We start from the raw sequence: 22107 nt of genomic DNA, 5'->3' as shown, positions 1-22107 counted from the left end.
ATGGACGTTCGCTGGCTACAGGATTTTCTGGCTTTGGCCGAGTTGCGGAACTTCACCCGCGCGGCAGAGTTTCAGAACCTGTCGCAAGCCGCCTTTTCCCGCCGCATTCAGTCCTTGGAGCATTGGGTCGGCACGGCGCTTGTGGTCAAAGGCTCGCAACCCGTGCGGCTGACCGAAGCGGGCGAGCAGTTCCGCGAAGGGGCGCAGGTTTCGGTCGAACGGCTGCTAGAGGCGCGCGCCACAATTCGCGGCAACCAGTTCGAGGTGATGAGCCAGGTCCGCCTTGCCATGCCCACCGTCCTTGCCCGCAGCGACTTTCGCCGCCTGTTGGGGGTGATCGGCATGGGGCGGAACACCTCGTTCTCGGTCATCGTCGGCACCACCTCCGAAGTGACGGCGCGCTATCTGGCGGGTGATGCCGACATCCTGCTGGCGCATGATTGCCCGGTGCTGCCGGTGCATGAAAGCCTTGCCGCGCAGGAAAAGCTGGTGCTGCGGCAGGACCGCTTTTTACCCTATGCCAGCACCACTGCGGGCGACTTCGCCTTTCCGGGCAGCGGCAAAGCCCCCTTCCCGCTGATCGCCTATGCTCAGCGCGCTTATTTCGCGCAACTGGTCGAACATATCCTTGCCCGCGCCGAAACGCCCCCCGCCTATCGCGTGGCGGTGCAGTGCGACATGACCGATGTGCTGAAAGAGGTGATCGTGGCGGGTTACGGCGTTGGCTGGCTGCCTGAAAGTGCGGTGGATGCCGCGCGCGACCAGATCACCCCGGTCGGCGGCCCGGAATGGGAGCTGCCGCTGGACATCTGCGCCTTTCGCCCCCGCCGCATCGCCAGCCCGCTGATGCAAAAGATCTGGTCGGCGCTTTTGCAAGGTCAGCGCTAACACCCGCATGACCCATGCAGTTTTTGCATTGGACCCGTTCCGCCAACGGGCGCATTCCTCGGTCACACACAGTCCGAACAGGAACCAAGACCATGATGCACGACATGCGCCACGAAACCGACAGCCTTGGCGCGATGGATCTGCCCCGCACCTGCCTGTGGGGCATCCACACCCAGCGCGCGATTGAGAACTTTCCGATCTCTGGCCTGTCGCTGTCGATGTTCCCGGAATTCATCCGCTCGCTGGCCTGGGTGAAAAAGGCCTGTGCCCGCGCGAACCTGTCCTTGGGTGTACTTACGGCTGAAAAGGCCCGCGTTATTGAAGAAGTCTGCGATGAAATCATCGCCGGTCGCTGGCACGATGCCTTTCGGGTGGACATGATTCAGGGCGGGGCGGGCACCTCGACCAACATGAACGCCAATGAGGTGATTGCTAATCTTGGCTTGCTGAAAATGGGTTACAAGCCCGGCGATTATGCCCATCTGCACCCGAATGACGATGTGAACCGGTCGCAATCCACCAATGACGTCTACCCCACTGCGCTGCGCCTTGCGATGGTGTCACAATGTGATGCCTTCAGCGCCGCCCAGCGCCGCCTGATTGAGCGGCTGAAAGAGCGGGCCGATGCCTTTGCCCATATCCGCAAGATCGGCCGCACCCAGTTGCAGGACGCCGTGCCGATGACGCTGGGGCAGGAGTTTGCGGGCTATGCCACCACGATCGCCGAGGATGTAGAGATCATCGGCCGCCTGTCGAACCTGCTGTTGGAAGTGAACCTGGGCGGCACGGCGATTGGCACCCGCGTCAACACCCCCGCCGGATACGCCGAGATTGCCGTGGCCGAGCTGGCGCAGGTCTCTGGCCTGCATGCGAAACTGGCGAGTGATTTGATCGAGGCTTCGTCCGACACGGGCGCCTATGTCACTTTCTCTGGTGTCTTGAAGCGGATCGCGGTGAAACTGTCGAAGATCTGCAACGACCTGCGGCTTTTGTCCTCTGGCCCAAGGTCGGGTTTCAATGAAATCCGCCTGCCTGCGGTGCAGGCCGGATCGTCGATCATGCCGGGCAAGATCAACCCTGTCATCCCAGAGGTGGTGAATCAGGTCGCCTTTCAGGTGATCGGCAATGACCTGACCGTGACCATGGCGGCCGAAGGCGGGCAGTTGCAGTTGAACGCCTTTGAACCGGTGATCGTGCTGAACGTACTGCAATCCATGCGTATCCTGATGCAGGCGATGGACACGCTGGCCGAGCGTTGCGTGAAAGGGATCGAGGCGAACGTGGCCCAATGCGAGGGTGCATTGGAAAACAGCCTTGTGCTGGCCACCATGCTGGTGCCGCACATCGGCTATGAAAAGGCGGCCAAGGTGGCGAAGACCGCGCTGGCAGATAATGCAGCGGTTGCAGAAACCGCCATCAAGCTGGGCTATGCTACAGCGGAAACCATCGACGCGATGCTGCGTTAGTGGGTCCAGGCGCCTTTGCGGTCTGTGGCGAAGTTTTCGCCATAGCCGCGGGCGCGGATGTTGGGCTTGCGGGCCTGCGGCTCGGTCACGTCAGCCTCGATCCCCTTGGCGGCGGCATAGGCCACCGCCTCTTCCTTGGTGTCGAACCGCAGGCGCACCTGCGCTTGCGTATCGTCCGATCCGGTCCAGCCCATCAGCGGATCAACCTTGCGCGCGGAAGACTGGCCATATTCCAGAACCCAGTTCTTCGTTTTTCCGGTGCCCGATTGCATGGCATTGCGGGCAGGCTGATAGATACGGGCGCGCATGGATGTCTCCGTCACATTCTGTCCGCATATTCCGAAATCCGGGGCGCTTGGCAAGCCTTGCTTTCCTTTTCTGGAAAGGTGCTGCCGGTTGGTCGCGGGAGTGTGGGTGGGGTGTGTGCTGCGACCAACCGACAGCTTTAGTGTGCTGCTTGCAAGATCAGATTGGCGCAACAAAACCCTTAATGCAACCCAAAGATGAAAGATGTAGGCGAATTTTCGCTAAAATTGAGAAGTCGATATTAACCATTCGGAAATCATTGTTAACATCGGCTTTGCGCGACAGGCACCTTTGATCAATGGGCACCCTTTAACGGGAACAAAAACGGAATAGATTGGCGGGCGAAGGGAATCACCATGCCCCATAACAACACCAACCTGCCGATGTTCCGCCCAGATGTGCTGACCCGCCCCAAGCTGGAGGGCGGCAAGCGGTTTGTGATGCAGACCCCGTTTCAGGCGGCGGGCGACCAGCCCACGGCCATTGCCGAACTGTCTGCGGGTGTGCTGGCTGGCGACCGCGATCAGGTGCTGCTGGGGGCCACCGGCACCGGCAAAACCTTTACCATGGCCAAGGTGATCGAGGAGACCCAGCGCCCCGCCATCATCCTTGCCCCGAACAAAACGCTGGCCGCACAATTATACGGGGAATTCAAAGGCTTCTTCCCGGACAACGCCGTGGAATACTTCGTTTCCTACTACGATTATTATCAGCCAGAGGCCTATGTCGCGCGCACGGATACCTATATCGAGAAGGAATCCCAGATCAACGAACAGATCGACCGGATGCGCCACTCTGCCACCCGCGCCCTTCTGGAACGCGATGATGTGATCATCGTCGCCTCGGTTTCTTGCATCTATGGCATCGGGTCGGTCGAAACCTATTCGGCCATGACGCAAGACATGACCGTTGGCCAACTTTACGATCAGCGCAAGTTCATCGCCGAATTGGTGGCCCAGCAATACCGCCGTCAGGATGCCGCCTTTCAACGCGGCGCCTTCCGTGTGCGTGGCGACAGCATCGAGGTTTGGCCTGCCCACCTTGAAGACCGCGCCTGGCGGTTCTCGTTCTTTGGCGAGGAGTTGGAGGCGATCCTGGAGTTTGACCCGCTGACCGGGGCCAAGACAGACAATTTCAAGCAGATCCGCATCTATGCCAACAGCCACTATGTGACCCCGCGCCCGACGATGCAGCAGGCGATCAAGGGCATCAAGGCAGAGCTGTTCCAGACCCTGAAACAGATGCAGGACAACGGTAAACTGCTGGAGGCGCAGCGGCTGGAGCAACGCTGCAACTTTGATCTGGAAATGCTGGAGGCTACGGGCGTCTGCGCCGGGATTGAAAACTATTCGCGCTATCTGACGGGCCGCGCGCCGGGCGAACCGCCACCCACGCTGTTTGAATTCATCCCCGACAATGCCATTGTTTTTGCAGACGAATCCCACGTCTCGGTGCCCCAGATCGGCGGCATGTACAAGGGCGACTACCGGCGGAAATTCACGCTGGCCGAACACGGGTTCCGCCTGCCAAGCTGCATGGACAACCGCCCCCTGAAGTTCGAGGAGTGGGACGCGATGCGGCCCCAGTCGGTTTTTGTCAGCGCCACGCCAGCCGCGTGGGAGCTGGAACAAACCGGCGGCGTGTTCACCGAACAGGTCATCCGCCCCACCGGCCTGATCGACCCGCAGGTCGAAATTCGCCCGGTGGACATGCAGGTTGATGACCTGCTGGACGAGGTGCGCAAGGTCTCGCTGGCCGGAATGCGTACACTGGTGACCACGCTGACCAAGCGCATGGCCGAAGACCTGACCGAATACATGCACGAACAGGGCATCCGTGTGCGCTATATGCACAGCGACATCGACACGATTGAGCGGATCGAGATTCTGCGCGACCTGCGGCTAGGCGCGTTTGACGTGCTGGTCGGCATCAACCTGCTGCGCGAGGGACTGGATATTCCCGAATGTGGACTGGTCGCCATTCTGGATGCCGACAAGGAAGGTTTCCTGCGCAGCGAAACCTCTCTGGTGCAGACCATTGGCCGCGCGGCGCGGAATGCCGAGGGCCGGGTGATCATGTACGCCGACCGCATCACCGGCAGCATGGAACGCGCGATGGCCGAGACCGACCGGCGCCGCGAAAAGCAGGTGGCCTATAACCTTGAACACGGCATCACACCGCAGACGGTGAAAAAGAACGTCGAAGATGTGCTGTCCGGCTTGTGGCAGGGCGACACCGACCAAAGCCGCGTCACTGCCAAGGTTGAAAAGGCCAATATCGGCCAGAACCTTGCCGCCCATCTGGATGCCCTGCGCCTTGCCATGCGCAAGGCCGCCGAGAACCTGGAATTTGAAGAGGCCGCCCGCTTGCGCGATGAGGTCAAGCGGCTGGAAACCGTGGAACTGACGGTCCATGATGACCCGCTGGCGCGGCAATCGGTGATCGAAGAGGCTGTGGAAGAGGCCACCAAGCGAAGCGGCCGGTCCACTGCCGGACGGGCGGGCCAAAGGGGCGGCAACAAGCGGCGGGGGCGCTAGGGCGTGGCACGGTCACGTTCCCTGCCATGATGACCACCGCTACACCGGTTCTTACACCCGCGCCGTTTCATCCAGCCAGACATGCCCCACCCTGACCCCGCCCCGGATCAGGAAATCTGGGTCATGCACCTCGGGGAAGTGTTCGGCCCAATCACGGAACCTGTCGTTGGTCACCACCCGCGCCTTCAGGTCGCGCGCCGATTCCAGAATGTACTGATCGGCGGGCACGCCTTTGGGCACGACCAGAACCGTGTCCTCGGGCAGCTTCAGCTGGCGCGCAAAACTGCGGTCATCGACATAGCGGTCATGGAGTTTCCAGCCTGCATTGGCATCAAAGATCACACCGGGGCTGAAGCCGCGCGCTGACAGTTCTTCCAATACCAGACGCAGCGTTTCCAGTGACGGCTTGCCCTCGTCCCAGTGCATGACGTTCGACCCATCGACCACCACCCAGCGCGGCAGCTTTTTCGGCACCCGCCGTGGCAGAATGCGGGCCATGCCGGTTCTCGGCTCTGGTGCCGTTTCGGCTTTGGGCCTGCCGGATTTGGTTATGTCAGGTTTGGGCGCATCGGGCGCCAGAAACAGGCCCCGCAGCATCAGATACACGCTGGCCACCAGACAAGGCCCTGCCAACATTACATAATCTGAAAGCGCGGGCACCGACAATGCGGCAACCAGCAGCGCCGCAGACCAGACGGCAATGAACCACAGGACCTTCATTCAGCAACTCTGGCACGTAAGGCAAAGGGCCGGCAAGATGGCCGGCCCTCGCCAATTTCCTAGGCCCGCTTGATGACTTTCAGCAGCACCAGCAGGATGACCGCGCCAATCGTGGCGTGGATGATCGAGGCAAGGATACCCCCGCCAAAACCCAGCCCGATGCGTGGCAGGATCAGCGTGGCAATGAAGGCCCCCACGATCCCCACGACGATGTTGCCGATCAGGCCAAAGCCGAAGCCCGATACGATCTGCCCGGCCAGCCATCCGGCCACGGCCCCGATGACCAGAAGAATGATGATACTCTCGATACCCATCTCGCCTTCTCCTCAGGTTATGGGGCGGGTCATGCCCACCCCGGTTTGGTGGCCGTCAGAAACTGGCGACCACTTCGTACATCACCGGCTCGAATCCTTTGCACAGCGCGGCGATTTCCTTGTTACGCGCCCGCATCTCGGGCGTGCGCAGCATAGCCTGGTAATCCTCTCGGCGCTGCCACTGCGAATAGTTGCAGATCCGCGTCATCGCGTCGTTCATATGCAGCCCGGCCGCCAGAAATCCCGGCTGAACGCGAATGAACTGATCATAGGCGGCTTGCAGTTTCTCCATCAGCTCATGGGCTGTGGCCGGTGTCATCTCAAACGTAGTGATGATGGTCTGGCCTTTGAAATCAGCGACGATTTTCGGCATGTTGGCTCCTCCGGTAAACCGAGTCTGCCACAGAAGCTTTTGAATTTCACCAAAATTGCAGGGCTGGCGCAGACGGCCTGCGCCAGCTAGCATGGGCCATGCGCAAACTTCTTGACCGAAATGATCCGATTTTTCATCATAACCCCTGGCTGCGGTGGGTCACTACAGGGCTGCCCTTGGCGTGGGGTTGCGTCGAGTTCTTGTGGATAGGCGATCCCTTCTGGGGCGTGCTGTTCATCGCGGCCGGTGCCTATGCCGCCTATGAGCTATTTTTTCGCACATCGGATTGAGCCGCGCATTTCGCCGGAATCCCCGGTCAGCGACCGCTCGTTCAGCTTGCAGCCCGTAACTTCCGGGATCAACGCGATCATCGCGGAACGAAGCCTCTCATGCTCGCCATTCCGGGCGTAGCCGTGGCGCACCACCTCGACCCGTTTATCGGTGAACCAGACCGAATAGGCCCGGCCCTTTCGCGTGACCTCAACCTTTTGCGCCCCAAAAAACTCTGGCGCGGGAGAGGCTGCGCAGGCGGCTAAAAATAGCAGGGGAACAAGGCGGATCATCAGATCCATCCTGCCCGGACATGGTTAAGGAAGGGTAAATTTTCCCGCAAGCCCGAACCGCCTTGCCAAATCCCCCAAGGCCAGTGTCATGTTTCGGCAGGCAAAACGCGGGGACGGCATGGCGATTACCTGGTCCAACATGACGGCGGCAGACCTGGGCCGCGAGATTGGCAAAGGCCGGATCAACCCGGTTGAACTGACCGAATTCTTTCTGGACAAGATCGCTGGCCATGCGCTGGCACCGCGCATCTTTGCCCGCCTTACCCCCGCGCGCGCCAGAGGCGAGGCGATGGGGGCTGCCTCTCGCGCCAAGGCGGGCCAGCGTCGGGGGGTGCTGGATGGCGTGCCGCTGTCGTGGAAAGACCTGTTTGACACCGCAGGCACCGCAACAGAGGCCGGGTCCGCCTTGCTGAAAGGCCGCATCCCCGCCCGCGACGCCGAGGTGCTGGAGGTTGCAACCAGAGGGGGCACCATCTGCCTTGGCAAGACCCATATGTCAGAGCTGGCGTTTTCCGGCCTTGGCCTGAACCCCATCACCGCCACGCCGCCCTGTATCAATGATGAACGTGCGGTTTCAGGCGGATCGTCCTCGGGGGCGGCGGCCTCGGTTGCCTGGGGCATGGCGCCTGCGGCTGTCGGGTCAGATACCGGCGGATCGGTGCGGATACCGGCGGCGTGGAACGACCTTGTGGGGCTTAAAACCACACATGGCCGACTGTCGCTGCAAGGTGTGGTCCCCTTGTGCGAACTGTTCGACACCGTTGGCCCCCTTGCCCATTCGGTCGAGGATTGCGCCCTGATAATGGCGGCGCTGGAGGGCCGCGCGCCTGCCGATCTGGGGGGGTGCAGCCTGTCGGGTACCCGTCTTCTGGTGCTGGAGACTGTGGCGTTGGACGATCTGCGCGACCGCCCGGCCAAGGGGTTTGACGATGCACTGGCCCGCCTATCCCGCGCCGGGGCACATATCACCCATGCTGCCATTCCCGAGGTGGCAGAGGCGATGCGCCTTGCCGCCATCCTGTTTACCGCCGAGGCCTATGGCATCTGGGAAGCGACGGTAGAGGCTGCACCGCAAAAGATGTTTTCTCGCATTCTCGACCGCTTCCGCTCGGGCGCGCAGATTGCGGCCAAAGACTACGTTGCGGGCTGGCGGCGTCTGCATGTGCTGCGCCGGATCTGGGCCGAAAAGGTCGCGGGCTATGATGCGGTTCTGGTGCCTACCTCGCCCATTCTGCCCCCCGATGCGCAGCGGCTGATGACTGATGACGCCTATTATGTCTCGGAAAACCTGCTGGCGCTGCGCAACACGCGGATCGGGAACCTGATGGGCACTTGCGGGCTTACGCTGCCAACGTCGCAACCCTCTTGCGGCATCTCGCTGATGGGGGCGGCGATGGGCGAAGAGCGGCTGTTGCGGCTTGGCATCGCCGCCGAACGCGCGCTGGCCTAGGGGCGAACCATGGCACTTGCCCTTGTCACCGCAGGCCCGTCGGCGATTGGCCGCAGCCTTGTCACCGCCCTTGCCGGGGCAGGGCATGATGTGGCCTTCACCCATCTGGGGCAGGCAGAGGCCGCCGCCGCACTGGTGGCCAGCGTTCAGGCCTTGGGGCGGCAGGCTTTGGCGGTGGAAAGCGACGCAGGAGATGAGCCTTCGGTTACCCGGTTCCACGCCCTTGCCGCCGATTGGGCCGGTATTGCGCCGCAGGTGATGGTGAACAACGCGGGCATACAAACCTGGTCGCGGCTGGTCGATCTGTCGGTAGAAAATTGGGACAGGGTGATGGCCACCAACCTGCGTGGCACTTTTCTGAACACCAAGGCCGCCGCAAAGGCGATGATCGAGGCGGGGGTTCCGGGGTCGATCATCAATCTGGGGTCGGGCTGCAACAAATTGGCCTTTCCCCGGCTGGTTGACTACACCGCCTCAAAAGGCGGGATCGAGCAGTTTACCAAGGTGGCTGCGGTGGAGCTGGGGCCAAACCACATCCGCGTCAACTGCATCGCGCCGGGCGCCATCGCCACCGAGCGCACGGCGGCCGAAGCGGGGGATTATTCGGCCACATGGGCCAAGGTTACCCCCCTGCGCCGCGTTGGCACGCCCGCCGACCTGACCGGGCCGCTGCTGTTCCTGATTTCGGACGCGGCCGGTTTTGTCACCGGCCAGACGATCTGGGTCGATGGCGGGGTGTTTTCCCAAGCGACTTGGCCCTACGAGACGTAGGATGCGTGATGTCACGCACCTGCCTTAGCCAATTTCCGATACCTTATAGGCCGATTTCATCAGCCATTCCGGGTTGATCTCCACCCCCCAGCCCGGTGCGTCGGTGACGGTCGCGTGGCCATCAACGATGTCATAGGGGTTGCCCAGAAACAGCCCGTCCTGCCACGGGTAATAATCCAAGCCCTCGATGGAAAACTCCAGATACTTGCCGGGGTTGGGAATCGCCCGCAGCAGGTGCATGGTGCACATCGTGACCAGCCCAAGGTTCGCGGCATGGGGCGTGATCGGCAGGCCCGCCGCAGCGCCCATCCGGCACACCTCCAGTGTGCGGTGGATGCCGCCCAGATACATCACATCGGGTTGCAGGATATCGACGGACTTGTGTTCAATCATCAACTGCCAGCTTGACAGTTCATTGTCCTGCTCGCCCCCCGCCACATCGATGTTCAGGGCGGCGCGCACTTCGGCGGTCTGGTCATAGTTCCAATAGGGGCAGGGTTCTTCGAAATGACCAATGCCGTTGTCTTCCAACAGCTTGCCCACCTCTATCGCCCTCTTGGGCGAATAGCAGGAATTACCGTCAACCAGCTTGTCCACCCCGTCGCCCAGCGCCTTGGACACCACGGGCACCACGGCCTCCGTCCGGCCCGGCCATTCATCTTGGTCCCGACCGCATTCGGCCCCCACGCGCCATTTGAAGGCGGTAAAGCCATGCTTGTCGCGCAGTTTCAGGAACCGCGCCGCCTCATCCTCGGGCGTGATGTCGCGCTTCATTGAACTGGCATAGGCCCGCACCTTGCCCGGGCTGCCGCCGATCAGGCTGGCCACGGGCTTGCCCTCGACCTTGCCGCGCAGATCCCACAGCGCGGTATCAAGGCCGGTCTGGGCGCGGCGCAGATAGCTGCCGGGAAACTTGTGTTCCTTTTCGTAAATCCGCTGGATCGTATCGGCAAAGTCCAACGCATTCGTGCCCAAGGCATAGGGTGCGACCTGGCGGTGAAACACCTCGCAGGTAATGTCGGCGTGATAGGTTGAAACCTGCCCCCAGCCTTGCGACCCATCCTCGGCGGTGGCGCGTACAAAGCCGACATATTGGTTGGTAAAGGTTTCCAGCTTGACGATCTTCATTTCGGTCTCCGCCCTGTGCGCGCCAAGGTTAGCCTTGCCCTAAGCGTTGCTCTGCTATTTTCACGCCCCACTATCCCGCCCACGACGTGAATGTGGGATGACAAGCCGGGCCTTGAATGTTTTCATGCCCCAATCCCCCGCAGCAGGAGCCTTCGTCATGACCCGCCACGACACAACCCTGACGCCCCTTGAAGAGCTGCGCCAGAATGTTGGCGTGCCGTTTGAACGGGCGCTGGCCATGCCGAAATCGGTCTATACCAGCCCCGAATTTGCGGCGCAGGAAATGCAGCACATCTTTGCCAAAGACTGGCTGTGCGCTGGCCGTGCCGATGCCCTGCCAAACCCCGGCGACTATCTGACGATGCAGATCTCGGGCGAACCGATCATCGTGCTGCGCGACCGCGACGGGCAGTTGCGCGCCATGTCGAACGTTTGCCGCCACCGCATGTCCACCCTGCTGGAAGGGCGCGGCAACACCCGGTCGATCGTCTGCCCCTATCACGCCTGGACCTATAATCTGGATGGCACCCTGCGCGGCGCACCCGCCATGGCGCTGAACGAAAACTTCTGCCGCGACCAGATCGCGCTGCCAAAGGTTCGGTGTCAGGAATGGCTGGGCTGGATCATGGTCACGCTGAACCCCGATGCCCCTGACCCGCGCGAAAAGCTGGCCGAGGTCGAGGCGCTGGTCGGCAAGCTGCATATGGAAAACTATACCGAAGCCTTCCGCGAAGAATTTCGCTGGACCACCAACTGGAAGGTGCTGGCCGAGAATTTTATGGAAAGCTATCATCTGCCGGTCTGTCACGCGGGCACCATCGGCGGCACGGTGGACCTGATGAAGATGACTTGCCCCGAAGGGCTGCCTGCCTTCAACTATCACTATATCCTCAAGAATGACTCGCTGGCGCTGGCCTTGGCCCATCCCACCAACACCCGGCTTGAGGGGGATGAGCGGCGCACAACCTGGCTGATCTCGATCTATCCGTCGCTGATGATCACGCTGACACCGGGATATTTCTGGTATCTGTGCCTGACACCCGATGGCCCCGGCCATGTGAACGTGCTGTTCGGCGGCGGGCTTGCGCCCGAATTCGTGGCAGACCCGCAGGCGCAGGAAAGTTTCGCCCAGTTGAAGGTGCTGCTGGATGAGGTGAACATCGAAGACAAGGGTTGCGTTGAAAAGGTCTATCGCGGGCTGTGTTCCGGTATGTCGTCGCCCGGCCCCCTCAGCCATCTGGAGCGGCCTAATTTCGACTTTGCGCGCTATATCGCCGGGATGATTCCCGACTGAACCGGCTTGGGTCGGGCGGACAAAGCGCCTATACCCGATGAAACTGCCGGGGTTACTTGTGGAACAGCCTGTCCTGATCGTGGCCCATGGCCAGCCCTCTGATCCGCAGCCTTTGGCGGCAGAGGTTGGAAGTCTTGCGGCCCGCGTCGCAGCCTTGCTACCGGGCCGTCATCTCGGGGCAGCCACATTGGCCGAGCCGGAGGCTTTGCCCGCGGCCATTGCGGCGGCAAACAAGATGGCAGGCCGACCGGGTCTGGTCTATCCGCTGTTCATGGCGGGCGGCTGGTTCACCCGCATCCACCTGCCCAGAAAACTGGCCGAGGCGGGCGGCGCAGACTGGCAGGTGCTGGAGCCGATGGGTTGTGACCCTGCGATCCACCAGCTTGCCCTGACCATTGCCAAGGAATCGGGCGCAGAGGAGGTGCTGCTGGCTGCCCATGGTTCGGGTCGCAGCACCGCCCCCGCCGAGATCGCGCGCCATGTGGCGGGGCTGATCTCGATGCGGCTGGGTCTGCATTCCGAGGCGGTTTTCATCGATCAGCCGCCACGCCTGTCCGAAGCGACGGGCCTCGGCCCCAATGCGGTGTGCCTGCCATTTTTTGCTACAGGCGGCGGGCATGTCACCGAAGATATTCCCGCCCAACTGGAGCTGGCCTGGTTTCGCGGTCGCATCCTGCCTCCCTTGGGCCAGGATGGCAGGGTGCCTGCCCTGATCGCCAGCGCCATCACCGCCGGGCGCCCGATCTGCGCCTCCGCCTGCCGCTGGGCCCGCGACGAAAGCTGATCAGCGCTCAGTTCGCGGTGCAGCCCATCCGGGCAATGGTCGGTGCCGGGTCGGTCAGAAAGAAGGTATAGGTGGTATAGCCGGGGCCCATCTGGCCCGCATCCTCGGCCCGTGCGGCTGTGGCGAAAACCGGGATGTCGGACTGCGGCATCTGCAAGCGGTAAAAGGCGGTTTCCTCGCGGTCGGGAGCAGAGCCATAGGGGTCTTGTGTGCAGTTCGCGGCAAGAGGCGTGACGTGGGCATCGGTCTGCCGGGTCAGCACGTCCAGATAATCGGCATCGGGATAGAACTTGCGCAGCGCGACATATTGCACGCCACGGGCACTGTGAATCTGCACAGTAACGCCCGCCTCTCCCTCGTTCCCCTCTCGCGTTGCCTGATCGGCACCCACACCTTGCGGCAAGACCACCTGGCCGAACCCGGCCAGAACCAGCGCGCCGATCTGATACCATGTGACGCTGCCATCCGCCTCGGAATCAGTGGGATAGGAAGGGCCGGTCCAGGTTACCTCGGGCACCGCCTTAGGGAAATCATCGCCCGAAATGCCCGCCACAAGGGCCAGCAAGAGCGGATCAATGGGGCCACAACCATTACAGGCGCGGGCGGCCAGCGGGGTCGCAAGGATCAGCATGAAACCAAGGACAAGATGTTTCATTTGCTTGCATACCGGGTGTCGGACACCAGCTCAAAACAGGTGTCGGTGGGATAGATCAGCAGGGTGCCGTCAGACATGTCGCCCGAAACCCAGGGTGTGCCGTCAAGGTGCATGGGTGTGCCCAACTCATCCCCCTCACCCGCAGGCTGGACATAGTGGACGCGGGTCCATTCAACCGCGACCCGCTCGTCGCTGGCCTGATTGAACTCCAGCATCAGACCCATATCGGGATCATTTCCGGCCACTGCCGGCGCGGGAACATAGGTATAGTCGCGCAGCGTGACGGGAAAATCCGCGTATTCGTCACCCGGAACCTGCCGGACCATGGCCTTGTCGCCGGGGTGAACCTCGGACAGTTCGACCTTGGCGGCGGTGTATTTGCGGCGGATCACCTCGGACCGGGCAATGACCTCGAAAAACGCGCGATAGTCGCGGTTCTGGCAGGCGCCCTCCATCATGCCCATCAGGATCTGATCCGATTCAGACAGGCTTTCGGCCGGTGCCGGTCCGGTCAGGCCCAGTTGGCACACCAAGGCGCAGGCAAGGTTGAAAACGGGCGCAAGGGAAAATCGCAACAGCATGGGGAAATATCCGGGTTTTGGGCCAGACTAGGCAGCAGATCAGCAAATGTTAAGTTCCCCGGCGTACTGGTACGCGCCTTGGCCCCTTTCCTGCGTCGTCAACGCGCGTAGCATGGGCGCGGGGAACGCGGAGAAAGCACGATGGAGCCAGAGGCCAAAAGGGTCGAGACCGGCCTGCGCAGGGCCGCGCTGACGATGGGGCTGATCTATTGGGCGGGCGTCTTCGTCTTTTCCAGCGTGTTATGGGGGATTGTCGGCACCAACCCGCTGGAATCCGCCGCAGGCAAGCTGATCCATTACACGATCTGCGCCCCCCTGACGTTGGGCATGGCGGCGGCGCTTTACCATCAGCACCGCTGGCTGGGCAGGCGGGGCGAGGTGCCGCTGGGCTGGCTGGTGATGTTGTGCTTCATCATGTCGCTGGCAGCAGCGCCGGTCTGGGCGCTGGTGGGGTTCGGGGTCTATTCGTTCTGGATCGCCCCGCTGCCCGCGATCTGGAACTGGTTGGATTTCGGCTATGACATGGTTTACGGCGGCGGGCTGTTTTTTGGCTGGTCGTGCCTGTTCATCACCCTGCTTTACAGCTTTGACCTGCGAGAGCGCGAGCGTCGGCTGGCGGCCCTGCGCGAAGAGGCGCTGTCGGCGCAGATGCGCGCGCTGCGCTATCAGGTGAACCCGCATTTCCTGTTCAATACGCTGAACTCCATCGCCGGGCTGATCGAAGAGGGGGCAGATGATCGCGCCGGACGCATGGTGATGTCACTTTCCACCTTCCTGCGCACAACGCTGGCGCTGGACCCGATGAGCGATGTGCCCCTGTCCGATGAGGTGGCTCTGCAAGGCGATTATCTTGCCATCGAGCGGGAGCGATTTTCCGACCGCATGGCCCTGCGCATCGACCTGCCGGACGAATTGCGGGGCGCAAGGGTGCCCAGCCTGATCCTGCAACCCCTGATCGAGAATGCCGTCAAGCACGGCGTCGGGCGTGCGACCGGGCGGGTCGAGATTTCGCTGACCGCCCGCCGCGAAGCGGATCGCCTGCGGTTGACGGTTGAAAATGACATGCCGCAGGGCGACAGTGCCGCTGCGGGCCGCGCGGTTACGGTTGGCACCGGGCTGGGGCTTCGCAACGTCGCCGACCGGCTGCGCGCCCGGTATCAGGGGGCTGGTGTGCTGGAGGCCGGTGTACTGGATGTCGGTGTACTGGAAGCTGATCTGACGGGCGGCCCGGTGTCTGACGGGCGCGGGGTTTCACCTTTGCGCTATCGGGCGGCGCTGGATCTGCCCTTTTTGGCAGGATGAAAGACGCACCAGTACACCATGCGCCCTGACGGAGTGCGGGCGGGGGGGCTTAGGTGAGGGTCAGGGACCAACGGTCCCGATCTAAGCCCAAGCGGATCGGTTTTCATGCGCCCATTTTCCTTTGCCGCCCTGTTCCCCCTGATCCTGTTAGCCCTTGCTGCGGCACCCCCACAGCCCGCCGGGGCACAAACCTCGCCCTTGGGGCCGCTGGAGGATGCTGCGCGCAGCCAGATGCTACAAGGGTGGGAAAGCGGGGTGGACGGCACCTGGTTCATGATGCGCAACACCGCGCAGGATGAGGCGGAACAGACGCTGACAATTCCCGCAGGGCCGCCGCCAGAAGGCGGGCGGCGAACGCTGGTGCAGGTGTCTGTCGCATCAAAGGAAGCGTCGGCCTCGGTCGGGTTGATGGTGCGCAGCGGTCAGGCCGGCGCGCTATGCCTGATGGAGATCACGGCACAAGCGGCGGCCAACCTGTTCTGCGTCGAGGGCGGCAAGACCCGCACCATCGCCAACCTGCCCAATGCAGCCCGGATGGACGGCAGCGATACGATCGAGATGGTGGACGTGCCCGGTGCCGCGCGGTTCTATCTGAACGGCCAGCAGGTCGGCGATGTCGAGGGCTCACCCGCCTTGGGCGATGAGATTGGCATCATGGCCTATGATCGCGGCACCTTTGGCCTGTCGGGATTTTCAATTGCCAATGTTGAAAGCGCACCCGCCCCCCAGCCAGAGGCAGGTCAGGGCGGCGGCAGCGCGCCGACGCTGGCGCAGGTGATGGGGCCTTTGGCCGATGCGATTCAGGCGGCGACCGCGCCAGAAGGCTGGCAGGTCTATCTGAAGAATGACTGGCTGGTCTATGAAAACGCCGCCAAAGCCGGGGGCAGCATGATGGTCACAATGCCCGCAGGCCCGCCCGGCGCCGAGGGGCGACTGACCAAGCTGGCGGTTGGTATTCTTCCGGCCGAGGGCTGGCGCATTGAGGATATGCCGAAATCGGCGGTCGGGTTGGTGATCGACAATCCGAAGGCCAACGCGTCTTGCGTGGGCGAAATCACCGGTGCGCGTGACGGGCTGGTGCTGTGCTTTGGCCCCGATGGTGCTTCGCATGAAATGGGGCGTCTGCCGGGGGCCGCGCATGGTGACGGCAGTGACACGCTGACGCTGTACGAAGTGCCGGGGCTGGCGGAATTCGCGCTGAACGGTCAGGTCATCGCCCAGGTCGCGAATGACCCCTCACAAGGGGCCGATGTCGGCATTCTGGCGTGGGAGCGCGGGCTGTTTCATGTGGGGGCCTTTGCCATCGGCCCGGCCCAGTCGCAGGGCGGTGGCAGCACTGGGGGGCCTGCGGGGCAGGTTGGCGGCGGCGGTCAGGGTTCGGCCAGCCTGCCCTTGCCGATGTTTGGCAATGATACGGTGCGGCTGGTGTCGGTTTACCTTGGCCTGACCAATGGCATCTTCATGCACGAATTCGGCCATGCCCTGATCGGAGAGCTGCAATTGCCCTCGACCGGGCCAGAGGAGGATGCGGTAGACATCTTTGCCGCCCTGCGCGTGGTGGAACCCACGATGTACCCATCGGGTGAAAAGGAAATTGACCAGATCGGCGCGGGCGTGGCGACCTATGCCGCGCTGCAATGGTATTACAGCGGCAAACTGGGTGAACAAAGCGGCTCTGTCACGCCATGGATGGATGAGCATACCGCCGACCTGAAACGGTTCCGCAACGTGTTCTGCGTGCTTTACGGCGGCAATCCGGCGCTGTTTCAGGGCATGGCGCAAGAGGTCGGCTTTGATGACCGCACGCTGGGCCGCTGTGGCGATGAATTCACCAAACAGAACCGCGCCTGGCGCACCATACTGGCCCCCCATACCCGCGTGGGCCAATGGAGCCCGGAAGGCATGTTGCCCGCCGATGCCCCCGGCCAGCCGATAGACGTGGTGTTTGAACCGTCGCGCTTTCCTGTCGGCCAGTTCATCACAGAACGCTTTTCCGATGCGCTGCGCGGCTTTGCCGAAGAGCTGGCCAAGACCTATGCCCTGCCGCGCCCGATGAAGGTGATCTACCGCGACTGTGACCAGTTGAACGCCTGGTACAGCAATGACGAGGCCAGCATCACCATGTGCTATGATCTGTTGCAGGATCTGGCGGTGATGATCTCTGACATCGAGGATGGGCCAGCGGCGGGTGGTACGGTGCCGGCCTCTTCGGGGGGGGGCACGGGCGGCGGGGCGGCCCCTGCCCCGGCCAAGCCGCTCAGCAACGAGCTACAGGATCTGGGCGTTCCGCCGACCAGCCTTTTGTTCCCCGCCCCCTACCGAGGCCCCACGCCAAGCAGCCACACCAAGGCCGAGGTGGTGACAACCGAGGGTCTGGCGCAACTGCTGAACCAAGGCGGGCGGGTGCTGCTGATCGATACCAGCGGCGCAAGCAATACGCTGCCGCAGGCGCTTGCGGTGCCCGATGCCGGGCGCGACGGCAGTGTGACCGACAGCTTTCAACAGGTGCTGTCAAGCTGGCTGCAAGAGCAGACCGGCGGCAACGGGCAGGTGCCGATCGTGTTCTTTGGCGCGGGCATGCAGGACAGGTCCAGCTATAACGGCGCGCTCAGGGTCGGGCAGTTGGGCTGGCACGTTTATTGGTATCGCGGTGGGATAGAGGCTTGGGTGGCCAATGGCCTGCCGCTGGCCCCGGCCCAATAAGGCCGGGGATCGGCAAGGCTGGATGGGTGCGAGAGAGGGGCACGCAGGGCGGGCTTAGGGGGGATGCTTAGGCAGGCTACCGCCCGCCGATGCAGTTCTTGAGCCAATTGCGGGCCTTTGACCCGCTGTGCCATTCGCCCTGAACAACTGTGTTGCCCTTATAGGTGACGGTATAGTCCTGCTTGTCCTCGATCGAGGTGACAAGGGCCTTGGTTGAGGGCACGGCGAACAGGATTATCCCCAGATCCTTCGACCAGGGAAACGGCGCGATAAAGGCCTGCACCGTCTGGCGTTCGCCCGATTGGGTCAGGGTAACCTTGGCCTTCTTGATCCGGCTGACATGCGGGATGTTGGGGCCAAAAAAGCCCAGAAACGTGCCACCCTCCTTGCCAGCCCAATCGGCCATCAGCACACCGCCACCAAGGGTCAGCCAACTGGCCATGCAGACCCCGGCCTTGCTGCGGGAGGGAGAGCTGTCGAAATCCCAGATGCCTGCTTTCAGCTTGCGGTAAATCGGATCGTTCTGGCGCTGCGCCTCTGCCTCCGCCTCTGCGCGGGCAGAGGCGGCAGCGAAATCGGCCCAATCCTGCGCCGAATAGTTCATCGGGGGCGGTGTTTCGTAATAGTCGTCCTCGTAATACCCACCGTCATCATAGCCGTCATCGTAACCAACCCCGCCATCCATCGGCGCGCAACCCAGCCAACCGGCATCGCCGCCGCCGGTTGGAAAGTAGCCCGGCGGGCAACGGCCTTCGGCATGGGCGGGGGCAGAAAAGGAAAGGGTTGCGCACAGCACGGCAAGGCAAAAGGGTGAACGAACAATCATCTGGACATACTCTGGCAGTTGAAGGGCTTGATGCGGAATGGGGGGGCGGCGGCGGCAATGGCCGCCTGATCATGGATGGGTCAAGGTGAACAGCATCACAGCCGACCAATCGTGTCACCGCAGCCGGAATGCCGCACCGGTACGCCGGGCCAGTATGACAATTGCCCCCCGGAGGGGCAATCTTGGCCAAGCCGCATTTCCCAGCCAGCATCATGCCCCCCATGCCCCGCCCCGCCCTGGTCGCCTCCCTCTGCCATCTTGCGGATCAGCGCGGTCGCGGCCTTGCGGCTGGAAACGCCCAACAGGCGCAAAAGCTGCGAGACATGGTTGCGCACGGTGAAATGCGACAGGCCAAGCCGCCTGCCGATATCCTTGTTCGACAGATCATGTACCATAAGTTGCAGGATCTGCTGCTGCCGCGCGGTCATATCGGCAAGGCCGGAGCGGCTTTCATGCAGCGTGATGCGGTACGCGGCGGGCAGGCTGTGACGCATTTGCGCCAACAGCGCAGACAATTCGGCAGACATCCGGGAAGCGGGGTATCCCCCCTCGACCGAGATGGTGAAACGAACCGGCTGCGGATCGGCACTAGCCGTAAATTCCGGCACGGAGGTAAGGGCAATTTCTGACATGACCGACATGGCGGGAACCCGTTTTTTGTGAATATGACAAGGCTAGCAACCCGATTTGCCGCTGTTGACCCCGATTTCGCCCAGCAGCCCGCCTGTGGCCGATGAAGGGCAAGGCAATTCGACGAACGGCGTCCTTGGGCCGACGAATGGCGGGGGCTTGCAGCGCGCCGCCAGGCGCGGAATGCTGATGCCCGACGAAACAGGAGAGGCGGCATGTCAGGCGTGAGCGTTCTGGTGGTGGATGACGAACCCCTGGCGCGGCGGCGGCTGATCCGGCTGATGGCCAAGCTGGACTGGATCACCCGGATCGATGAGGCAGCAGATGCGCCGCAGGCCCGCCAGATGGCTGCCGCACTCCGCCCTGACATTCTGGTGCTCGACATCCAGATGCCCGGCGGCAGCGGCTTTGATGTGCTGGACGGGCTGACGCCGGTGCCACCCGCGCTGTTGTTCGTGACGGCCTTTGACGATCAGGCGCTGCGGGCCTTTGTGGTCAATGCCATCGACTATGTGACAAAGCCGGTCGAGCCGGGCCGCTTTGTTCAGGCGATGGAGCGTGCGCGCAAGGCCGCGACCCAGCGCGAGCAGACTGATCGGCTGGCCGAGATGCAAGAGACGGTGGCGGCCCTGAAACGCGCCTTGTCAGAGCGCGGGCAGCGCGCGACAGAGTTCTGGGTTCGGGTGCGCGGCGATTATTTGCGCGTGTCACCAGAGGCCGTGCTGCGGTTTCAGGCAGAGCGCGACTATGTCCGCATTCATGTGGCGGGGGCAGATTACCTGCATCAGGAAAGCCTGTCCTCGCTGGAGCGCAGGCTGGACCCGGCCGAGTTTCCGCGCGTGCATCGCAGCACGATTATCCGGCGCAGCGCGATTGCGCGGGTCAGGCAATTGCCGTTGGGCGGGTTGGCGGTTGTGCTGACCGACGGATCGGAAATCCGGGTGGGGCGCACCTATCTGACAGCCTTTCGCGCCGGGCTGGCGCGGCAGATTCCATAAGGCCCCGGCCTAGGGCAAGGGATCAAAGGTGCTAAGGGTATAACCATCGGTGCCCTCGGTTGTCAGGGTACCACCGTCGCAGGTGTGGCTGCGGGATTGATAGCTGTGGCTGGTTTCCACCTGCTTGAGCGCGGCATCAGGCCGCCCGGCATGAAACCACAGCGTCGCCTCGTACCGCGCCTTGGCGGCGGCGGTTGACACCACGCCCACGGTTTCCAGCGTGACCTCTCGGATCAGGCCGGTGGCATCGGTCTGGCGGGCCATGACCTGGGCCTGATCTTCGCGGGCATAACCCTCTAGTTGGGCAAGGCAGGTGGCAAAATCGGGTAAGGTTTCGGTGACGGGCAGGACAGGCAGCGCACCGCCGGCCATGACGCTGCCTGAAACAGCCAGCCAAAGCACGATACCGGGCGCGACCGTGGCCCAAGGTTTCACAAAAGACATGTCATATCCTTCCTGTCCGTCAAGGGGCGCAGGGTTTGCCAAAGGGGATGCGGCGTCAACCAGCGGCGGGGCACCGGTGCAGGATGGGGCCCGGGATTCCTGTTTCGCGCGCAACCGGTCTTGCACGGCAGGAAAGCCAAACCACAAAGGCGCCTGCCTGAGTGTCAATGCCAGCTTTCTGCATGGAAATTCGCGCGGGCGGGCGTTCATTCGCCAGGTCTCAGGGGCTGTGCAAGGTCTGGCAGCGCGCAGATCACCCCGAAGGGCAAGGCGTTGTTCCTGCTGACGCTTGAGACGGGGGCTGGGCACCTTCCACCCCTGATCGATCATGCTGTGGCGCTGCCAGCGCGCTGTGCTCTCGCGGCCCGACGGGTCAGGTCTGATTGCGGCACATGGGCCGCCAGTGACCTTCGGCTTTCGCGCGGACCAAGGCTGCGCATTCAAAAGTGCCACGACCCTCACTCTCCACAGGGCGGCCTATCCCCGCCAGCGCACCCTCTCGACCAAAAGCGCGAAGGCCGGAGAGGTTTGCAGGCGCGACGGATAGTAAAGGTGATAGCCCGGAAAGCTGGGGCACCACTCTTGCATCACGGGCACCAGTTTTCCGCTGTCGATACCAGATTGCAGATGCGTGTCGGGCAAACAGCAAAGGCCCAGACCGGCGACGGCAGCCTCAATGACCAGATCGGGGTCGCTGCAAGTGAACTGGCCTTCGACCCGCACGTTGATATTGCGCCCGTCCTTGCCCAACTCCCAGGCATAAAGCCCACCAAGCGTGGGCAGCCGCAGGTTGATGCAGGTGTGATGCGTCAGATCGTCGGGCACCTCTGGCCGCCCGTTTCTGGCCAGATAGTCAGGAGATCCGACCACCAGCATCCGCAGGTCTGGGCCGATCCGCACGGCAATCATGTCTTTTTCAACGCTTTCGCCAAGCCGGACACCGGCATCGAAACGCTCTGCCACGATGTCGGTAAACCTTTGATCCACCGAAATTTCAATGGTGATGTCGGGATATTCGCGCATCAGCGCAGCCACTTTTGGAAACAGGATGGTATGGGCGGCATCCCGGCTGGCGGTGATGCGGATGTTGCCCGCCGGGCGATCGCGCAGCGCATTGAGGCTGTCCAGCCGGGCCTCGATGTCATCAAGTGCGGGGCGCAATGTCTCGGCCAGCTTTTCGCCGGCGTCGGTGGGTGCGACATTGCGGGTTGTGCGGTTCAGCAGGCGCAGGGCCATCCGCTCTTCCAGCCGCTTGACCGTATGGCTTAGTGCCGATTGCGACGTGCCCAGACGTGCCGCCGCGCGGGTGAAGCTGCGCTCTTCACAGACGGCAAGAAAGGCGATCAGGTCGCCAAGTTCATCGCGCTTCATTCG

At 62.6% G+C, this 22107-nt stretch carries 23 protein-coding genes; 11 read left to right on the top strand and 12 right to left on the bottom strand.

Annotated features, from left to right (window positions below; genetic code table 11):
- On the top strand, positions 1-888 hold the full coding sequence (locus tag JI744_RS10320) for a LysR family transcriptional regulator (RefSeq protein WP_202660369.1): 888 nt from the start codon (positions 1-3) through the stop codon (positions 886-888).
- Between the two features lie 92 nt (positions 889-980).
- Positions 981-2354: an aspartate ammonia-lyase gene (locus JI744_RS10315; protein WP_202660368.1), complete on the top strand. Its 1374-nt coding sequence runs from the start codon at positions 981-983 to the stop codon at positions 2352-2354.
- Here JI744_RS10315 and JI744_RS10310 read toward each other — a convergent pair.
- Positions 2351-2662, bottom strand: a complete 312-nt coding sequence (locus JI744_RS10310) for an ETC complex I subunit (RefSeq protein WP_202660367.1) — start codon at positions 2660-2662, stop codon at positions 2351-2353. The two genes, JI744_RS10315 and JI744_RS10310, sit on opposite strands and share 4 nt — an antisense overlap.
- A gap of 354 nt (positions 2663-3016) precedes the next feature.
- Between JI744_RS10310 and uvrB the strand changes: the two genes are divergently transcribed.
- Positions 3017-5197: an excinuclease ABC subunit UvrB gene (gene uvrB, locus JI744_RS10305; RefSeq protein ID WP_202660366.1), complete on the top strand. Its 2181-nt coding sequence runs from the start codon at positions 3017-3019 to the stop codon at positions 5195-5197.
- Between the two features lie 51 nt (positions 5198-5248).
- On the opposite strand, the gene JI744_RS10300 is transcribed toward uvrB, so the two are convergent.
- Genes JI744_RS10300 through JI744_RS10290 form a run of 3 tightly spaced genes read right to left on the bottom strand, consistent with a single transcriptional unit; the run spans position 5249 to position 6604 of the window.
- Positions 5249-5917 (bottom strand): NYN domain-containing protein, encoded by a 669-nt coding sequence (locus JI744_RS10300; RefSeq protein WP_202660365.1) that lies wholly within the window; start codon positions 5915-5917, stop codon positions 5249-5251.
- Positions 5918-5976: 59 nt separating this feature from the next.
- Positions 5977-6231, bottom strand: a complete 255-nt coding sequence (locus JI744_RS10295) for a GlsB/YeaQ/YmgE family stress response membrane protein (RefSeq protein WP_202660364.1) — start codon at positions 6229-6231, stop codon at positions 5977-5979.
- A gap of 55 nt (positions 6232-6286) precedes the next feature.
- On the bottom strand, positions 6287-6604 hold the full coding sequence (locus tag JI744_RS10290; protein WP_202660363.1) for an antibiotic biosynthesis monooxygenase family protein: 318 nt from the start codon (positions 6602-6604) through the stop codon (positions 6287-6289).
- Positions 6605-6702: 98 nt separating this feature from the next.
- Between JI744_RS10290 and JI744_RS10285 the strand changes: the two genes are divergently transcribed.
- Entirely contained in the window at positions 6703-6894 is a 192-nt protein-coding gene (locus JI744_RS10285) for a hypothetical protein (protein ID WP_202660361.1), read from the top strand.
- Here the strand turns inward: JI744_RS10285 and JI744_RS10280 are convergent.
- Positions 6871-7167, bottom strand: a complete 297-nt coding sequence (locus JI744_RS10280; protein ID WP_202660359.1) for a hypothetical protein — start codon at positions 7165-7167, stop codon at positions 6871-6873. The genes JI744_RS10285 and JI744_RS10280 overlap by 24 nt on opposite strands.
- Positions 7168-7285: 118 nt before the next feature.
- Between JI744_RS10280 and JI744_RS10275 the strand changes: the two genes are divergently transcribed.
- Together JI744_RS10275 and JI744_RS10270 are read left to right on the top strand one after the other, a co-directional pair.
- Positions 7286-8617 (top strand): amidase, encoded by a 1332-nt coding sequence (locus JI744_RS10275; RefSeq protein WP_236019368.1) that lies wholly within the window; start codon positions 7286-7288, stop codon positions 8615-8617.
- Between the two features lie 9 nt (positions 8618-8626).
- Positions 8627-9388 (top strand): SDR family NAD(P)-dependent oxidoreductase, encoded by a 762-nt coding sequence (locus JI744_RS10270; protein ID WP_202660357.1) that lies wholly within the window; start codon positions 8627-8629, stop codon positions 9386-9388.
- Between the two features lie 24 nt (positions 9389-9412).
- On the opposite strand, the gene JI744_RS10265 is transcribed toward JI744_RS10270, so the two are convergent.
- Positions 9413-10516 (bottom strand): mandelate racemase/muconate lactonizing enzyme family protein, encoded by a 1104-nt coding sequence (locus JI744_RS10265; protein ID WP_202660355.1) that lies wholly within the window; start codon positions 10514-10516, stop codon positions 9413-9415.
- Positions 10517-10673: 157 nt separating this feature from the next.
- On the opposite strand from JI744_RS10265, the gene JI744_RS10260 reads away from it, so the two are divergent.
- Positions 10674-11810: an aromatic ring-hydroxylating oxygenase subunit alpha gene (locus JI744_RS10260; RefSeq protein WP_202660353.1), complete on the top strand. Its 1137-nt coding sequence runs from the start codon at positions 10674-10676 to the stop codon at positions 11808-11810.
- Between the two features lie 58 nt (positions 11811-11868).
- Entirely contained in the window at positions 11869-12594 is a 726-nt protein-coding gene (locus tag JI744_RS10255; RefSeq protein WP_202660342.1) for a sirohydrochlorin chelatase, read from the top strand.
- A gap of 7 nt (positions 12595-12601) precedes the next feature.
- Here the strand turns inward: JI744_RS10255 and JI744_RS10250 are convergent, their stop codons facing one another.
- Positions 12602-13249 carry a hypothetical protein gene (locus tag JI744_RS10250; protein WP_202660340.1) on the bottom strand — a complete coding sequence of 216 codons (648 nt, stop codon included), beginning with the start codon at positions 13247-13249 and terminating at the stop codon, positions 12602-12604.
- Entirely contained in the window at positions 13246-13830 is a 585-nt protein-coding gene (locus JI744_RS10245) for a hypothetical protein (protein WP_202660338.1), read from the bottom strand. The genes JI744_RS10250 and JI744_RS10245 overlap by 4 nt, the downstream gene beginning before the upstream one ends.
- 141 nt (positions 13831-13971) lie before the next feature.
- Between JI744_RS10245 and JI744_RS10240 the strand changes: the two genes are divergently transcribed.
- Positions 13972-15132, top strand: a complete 1161-nt coding sequence (locus tag JI744_RS10240; RefSeq protein WP_202660336.1) for a sensor histidine kinase — start codon at positions 13972-13974, stop codon at positions 15130-15132.
- A 105-nt stretch (positions 15133-15237) separates the two neighbouring features.
- Entirely contained in the window at positions 15238-17835 is a 2598-nt protein-coding gene (locus JI744_RS10235; RefSeq protein WP_202660327.1) for a DUF4344 domain-containing metallopeptidase, read from the top strand.
- Between the two features lie 76 nt (positions 17836-17911).
- On the opposite strand, the gene JI744_RS10230 is transcribed toward JI744_RS10235, so the two are convergent.
- Positions 17912-18661 carry a hypothetical protein gene (locus JI744_RS10230; RefSeq protein ID WP_202660325.1) on the bottom strand — a complete coding sequence of 250 codons (750 nt, stop codon included), beginning with the start codon at positions 18659-18661 and terminating at the stop codon, positions 17912-17914.
- 95 nt (positions 18662-18756) lie between these two features.
- Positions 18757-19293: a response regulator transcription factor gene (locus JI744_RS10225; RefSeq protein WP_202660323.1), complete on the bottom strand. Its 537-nt coding sequence runs from the start codon at positions 19291-19293 to the stop codon at positions 18757-18759.
- Between the two features lie 213 nt (positions 19294-19506).
- Here JI744_RS10225 and JI744_RS10220 point away from each other — a divergent pair, with 213 nt between their 5' ends.
- Positions 19507-20289: a LytR/AlgR family response regulator transcription factor gene (locus tag JI744_RS10220; RefSeq protein WP_202660321.1), complete on the top strand. Its 783-nt coding sequence runs from the start codon at positions 19507-19509 to the stop codon at positions 20287-20289.
- A 9-nt stretch (positions 20290-20298) separates the two neighbouring features.
- Here the strand turns inward: JI744_RS10220 and JI744_RS10215 are convergent, their stop codons facing one another.
- The gene (locus JI744_RS10215; protein ID WP_202660319.1) at positions 20299-20733 is read right to left on the bottom strand and encodes a hypothetical protein; all 435 of its coding nucleotides are present in this window, start codon (positions 20731-20733) and stop codon (positions 20299-20301) included.
- A gap of 477 nt (positions 20734-21210) precedes the next feature.
- Complete coding sequence (locus JI744_RS10210) at positions 21211-22104, bottom strand: LysR family transcriptional regulator (protein WP_202660317.1); 894 nt, start codon at positions 22102-22104, stop codon at positions 21211-21213.
- Positions 22105-22107: the final 3 nt, after the last annotated feature.

Source organism: Fuscibacter oryzae (assembly GCF_016765795.1).
Lineage (GTDB): Bacteria > Pseudomonadota > Alphaproteobacteria > Rhodobacterales > Rhodobacteraceae > Fuscibacter > Fuscibacter oryzae.
Note: the sequence above shows the minus strand (reverse complement) of the source record. Positions and strands in the feature narration are given on the sequence as shown.

Bases quoted from the DNA above. Each gene is read 5' to 3' on its own strand.
- JI744_RS10300 (WP_202660365.1), bottom strand. From the start codon at position 5,917: ATGAAGGTCCTGTGGTTCATTGCCGTCTGGTCTGCGGCGCTGCTGGTT.
- uvrB (WP_202660366.1), top strand. From the start codon at position 3,017: ATGCCCCATAACAACACCAACCTGCCGATGTTCCGCCCAGATGTGCTG.
- JI744_RS10290 (WP_202660363.1), bottom strand. From the start codon at position 6,604: ATGCCGAAAATCGTCGCTGATTTCAAAGGCCAGACCATCATCACTACG.
- JI744_RS10315 (WP_202660368.1), top strand. From the start codon at position 981: ATGATGCACGACATGCGCCACGAAACCGACAGCCTTGGCGCGATGGAT.
- JI744_RS10310 (WP_202660367.1), bottom strand. From the start codon at position 2,662: ATGCGCGCCCGTATCTATCAGCCTGCCCGCAATGCCATGCAATCGGGC.
- JI744_RS10235 (WP_202660327.1), top strand. From the start codon at position 15,238: ATGCGCCCATTTTCCTTTGCCGCCCTGTTCCCCCTGATCCTGTTAGCC.
- JI744_RS10210 (WP_202660317.1), bottom strand. From the start codon at position 22,104: ATGAAGCGCGATGAACTTGGCGACCTGATCGCCTTTCTTGCCGTCTGT.
- JI744_RS10320 (WP_202660369.1), top strand. From the start codon at position 1: ATGGACGTTCGCTGGCTACAGGATTTTCTGGCTTTGGCCGAGTTGCGG.
- JI744_RS10245 (WP_202660338.1), bottom strand. From the start codon at position 13,830: ATGCTGTTGCGATTTTCCCTTGCGCCCGTTTTCAACCTTGCCTGCGCC.
- JI744_RS10250 (WP_202660340.1), bottom strand. From the start codon at position 13,249: ATGAAACATCTTGTCCTTGGTTTCATGCTGATCCTTGCGACCCCGCTG.
- JI744_RS10275 (WP_236019368.1), top strand. From the start codon at position 7,286: ATGGCGATTACCTGGTCCAACATGACGGCGGCAGACCTGGGCCGCGAG.
- JI744_RS10280 (WP_202660359.1), bottom strand. From the start codon at position 7,167: ATGATCCGCCTTGTTCCCCTGCTATTTTTAGCCGCCTGCGCAGCCTCT.
- JI744_RS10285 (WP_202660361.1), top strand. From the start codon at position 6,703: ATGCGCAAACTTCTTGACCGAAATGATCCGATTTTTCATCATAACCCC.
- JI744_RS10225 (WP_202660323.1), bottom strand. From the start codon at position 19,293: ATGTCAGAAATTGCCCTTACCTCCGTGCCGGAATTTACGGCTAGTGCC.
- JI744_RS10240 (WP_202660336.1), top strand. From the start codon at position 13,972: ATGGAGCCAGAGGCCAAAAGGGTCGAGACCGGCCTGCGCAGGGCCGCG.
- JI744_RS10295 (WP_202660364.1), bottom strand. From the start codon at position 6,231: ATGGGTATCGAGAGTATCATCATTCTTCTGGTCATCGGGGCCGTGGCC.
- JI744_RS10265 (WP_202660355.1), bottom strand. From the start codon at position 10,516: ATGAAGATCGTCAAGCTGGAAACCTTTACCAACCAATATGTCGGCTTT.
- JI744_RS10260 (WP_202660353.1), top strand. From the start codon at position 10,674: ATGACCCGCCACGACACAACCCTGACGCCCCTTGAAGAGCTGCGCCAG.
- JI744_RS10215 (WP_202660319.1), bottom strand. From the start codon at position 20,733: ATGTCTTTTGTGAAACCTTGGGCCACGGTCGCGCCCGGTATCGTGCTT.
- JI744_RS10220 (WP_202660321.1), top strand. From the start codon at position 19,507: ATGTCAGGCGTGAGCGTTCTGGTGGTGGATGACGAACCCCTGGCGCGG.
- JI744_RS10230 (WP_202660325.1), bottom strand. From the start codon at position 18,661: ATGATTGTTCGTTCACCCTTTTGCCTTGCCGTGCTGTGCGCAACCCTT.
- JI744_RS10270 (WP_202660357.1), top strand. From the start codon at position 8,627: ATGGCACTTGCCCTTGTCACCGCAGGCCCGTCGGCGATTGGCCGCAGC.